The organism is Azohydromonas aeria (assembly GCF_009760915.1).
In the GTDB taxonomy this organism is placed as follows: Bacteria; Pseudomonadota; Gammaproteobacteria; order Burkholderiales; family Burkholderiaceae_C; genus Azohydromonas; species Azohydromonas aeria.
Genome location: NZ_VIDQ01000168.1, coordinates 1 through 3402, shown reverse-complemented (window position 1 = coordinate 3402; position 3402 = coordinate 1). Strand labels below are relative to the sequence as shown.

General features: G+C 73.0%; 2 protein-coding genes. Both read left to right on the top strand.

Features of this window, described 5'->3' with window-relative positions; translation table 11 throughout:
* Window positions 1-1750, top strand: a 1750-nt coding sequence (locus tag FJ694_RS36135; protein WP_157272344.1) for a chemotaxis protein CheA, incomplete at its 5' end; no start/stop codon positions are given.
* Between the two features lie 43 nt (window positions 1751-1793).
* On the top strand, window positions 1794-3402 hold a 1609-nt coding region (locus FJ694_RS37885; protein ID WP_157272343.1), incomplete at its 3' end, for a methyl-accepting chemotaxis protein.

Genomic DNA, 3402 nt, shown 5'->3' with positions numbered 1-3402 from the left:
CGCCCCGGCGCCCGCCCCGGCGGCCGAGGCCGAGGCCGAGACGGCGGCGGCACCGGCCGCGGCCGGCGCCGCGCCGGTGTGCACGGTGCGCGAGCTCGAGCTCACGGTCGGGCCGCTGGCGAATCCGGAGCAGGCCGACAACCTGGCCGAGCTCTTCGCCGAGATTCCCGACCTGGGCATGCTGGAGCCGCTGGACGGCGGCCAGGCCGCCGACGGGCTGCGCCGCTTCAAGGTGCTCACCACCAGCGGCGACGACGAGCTGCTGGACCTGTTCACGTTCCACGTCGCGCGCGAGGCGCTGCGCCTGTCGCCGATGCACGCGGGCTACGGCTTCCACGCCGATGCGCCCGGCGCGCCGCCGCCGGAAGAGCCGCATCCCGGCTACGGCTTCTTCGACGACGCCCCGGGCGCGCCCGAGGCGCACGGGGCGCCGGACGCCACGGCAGCGGCCCCGGTTGAAGCCACCGTGCCGGCCCTGGCCGAGCAGGCCGCCCCGGTCTCGCCGGTGCCGGCCGCTGCCGCCACGCCGCGTCCCGCGGCGGCCGCGCCGCGCGCCGACAAGGGCGAGTCCAGCACGCTGCGCGTGTCGGTGGAGAAGGTGGACCAGCTCATCAACCTGGTGGGCGAGCTCGTCATCACGCAGGCCATGCTGGCGCAGAACAGCAAGAGCCTCGACGGCTCGCTGCACCAGCAGCTGCTCGCCGGCCTGGCCGGGCTGGAGCGCAACACGCGGGACCTGCAGGAATCGGTGATGTCGATCCGCATGATCCCGATGTCGGTGGTGTTCAGCCGCTTCCCGCGCATGCTGCGCGACCTGGAGGCCAGGCTGGGCAAGAAGATCGAGATGCACACCCAGGGCGAGGCCACCGAGCTCGACAAGGGGCTGGTGGAGAAGATCACCGACCCGCTCACGCACCTGGTGCGCAACAGCGCCGACCACGGCATCGAGCTGCCCGCCGAGCGCCTGGCGCGCGGCAAGGCCGAGCACGGCAGCATCACGCTGGTGGCCAGCCACCAGGGCGGCAACATCGTGATCGAGGTGCGCGACGACGGCCGCGGGCTGGACCGGCAAAAGCTCTTGAAGAAGGCGCGCGAGCGCGGCCTGGATGCGCCGGACTCGCTCTCCGACGCCGAGGTCTGGGGCCTGATCTTCGCGCCGGGCTTCTCCACCGCCGACGTGGTCACGGACGTCTCCGGCCGCGGCGTGGGCATGGACGTGGTCAAGAAGAACATCACGGCGCTGGGCGGCACGGTGGAGATCGACTCCGCGCCGGGCCAGGGCATGAGCGTGAAGGTGCGGCTGCCACTGACGCTGGCGATCATGGACGGCATGAGCGTGGGCATCGGGCAGGAGTGCTACATCGTGCCGCTGTCCAGCGTGGTCGAGAGCTTCCAGGTCACGCCGGGGATGATCCGCGGCCTGGCCGGCGCGCGCGTGGTCGAGGTGCGCCAGGAGTACATGCCGGTGGTGGACATGCAGCGCCTCTTCGACGTGCCGCGCCCGGGCATGACGCAGCCCAGCGACATGATGGTCGTGGTCGAGGCCGACGGCGGGCGCGTGGCGCTGCTGGTCGACGAGCTGCTGGGACAGCAGCAGGTGGTGGTCAAGAACCTGGAGGCCAACTACCGCCGCGTGGACGGCGTCTCCGGCGCCACCATCCTGGGCGACGGCCGCGTGGCGCTGATCCTGGACGTGGGCGGGCTGGTGCGGCGCTCGCGCACGCGGCTCATGGACGGCCACCTGTGCTGATCCCCGGCCCGCGAACGACACCGGAAGAAACCGAGGCATCCCGATGATCAACGGCTGGATTCGCAGCTTCTCGATCCGACTGCGCATGCTCGGCGCCATCGCCATGGTGCTGGCGCTGCTGGCACTGGTGGCCGGCACCGGCCTGTGGGGCCTGAACCAGATGCACGGCAAAGCCGACGCCTTCATGGCCGGCACCCATGCCCAGGCCATGGTGGCGGCGCAGCTGCAGCAGCAGCTCGGCAACGTGCGCCGCTTCGAGAAGGACCAGGTCATCAATTACGAGAAGCCGGCCGAGGTGCAGAAGTACCAGCAGCGCTGGAGTGCCGCGGTCGAGCAGGCGACGCGGCTGGCGCAGCAGCTCGGCCAGGGCCCGGCGGACGCCGGCACCGCGGCGGCCGCGGCCATGGCCACGGCCATCGGCGAGTACGCGGCCAAGGCCACGCCGGTGATGAAGCAGCTGGCCGCCAGCGGCTACGACACCGCCACGGTCGCCAACCGGCTGCTGGAGCCGGCCAAGGTGTCCATCCACGCCACCGAGGCCGAGCTCGACAAGCTGCTGGCGCACCTGAAAGCCGAGGAGCAGGCCGCCGCCGCGGCGCTGGCCGCCGACGCGCAGCGGGCCTTCATGCTCTTCGGCGCGGCGGTGCTGCTGGCCGTGGGCGTGGTGGTGCCGCTGACGCTGGCCAACATGGTGTCGATCTGCCGCCCGCTGGCGCAGGCGCGCGAGATGGCCGAGCGCATCGCCACGGGCGACCTGTCGCAGGACGTGCCGGCCGAGGGCAAGGATGAAACCGCGGCGCTGCTGCGCGCGCTCGGGAGCATGCAGCAGGCGCTGCGTGGCCTGGTGGACGAGGTGCGCCAGAGCGCGGCCTCGGTGCAGCTGGCCAGCTCCGAGGTGGCGCAGGGCAACAACGACCTCTCCAGCCGCACCGAGCAGACGGCGTCGAGCCTGCAGCAGACGGCATCGAGCCTGCAGCAGCTCACCGCCACGGTCAGCGCCAGCGCCGACGCCGCCGCCACCGCCAACCAGCTCGCCGGCTCGGCCTGCGAGGTCGCGCGGCGCGGCGGCACGGTGGTGCACGAGGTGGTCAGCACCATGGACGGCATTCAGGGTGCCAGCCGGCGCATCGAGGACATCATCGGCACCATCGACGGCATCGCCTTCCAGACCAACATCCTGGCGCTCAACGCCGCGGTCGAAGCCGCGCGCGCCGGCGAGGCCGGGCGCGGCTTCGCGGTGGTGGCCGGCGAGGTGCGCTCGCTGGCGCAGCGCAGCGCCGAGGCCGCGCGCGAGATCAAGGGCCTGATCCAGCAGAGCGTGCAGCAGGTGGACAGCGGCTCGCGGCTGGTGCAGGACGCGGGTCGCACCATGGACGAGATCGTGCAAGGCGTGCAGCGCGTCTCGGACGTGATCGGCGAGATCAGCGCCGCGTCCGCCGAACAGAGCGGCGGCATCGGCCAGGTCAACTCGGCCGTGGGCGAGCTCGACCGCATGACGCAGCAGAACGCCGCGCTGGTCGAGCAGAGCGCCGCCGCGGCGCAAAGCCTGAGCGAGCAGGCCCAGCGCCTGACCGAGGTGGTGGCGCGCTTCCGCACCGGGCGCCACGACGCGGCCGCCCCGGCGCGACCGGCACCGCGCGCGACGCCGGCCG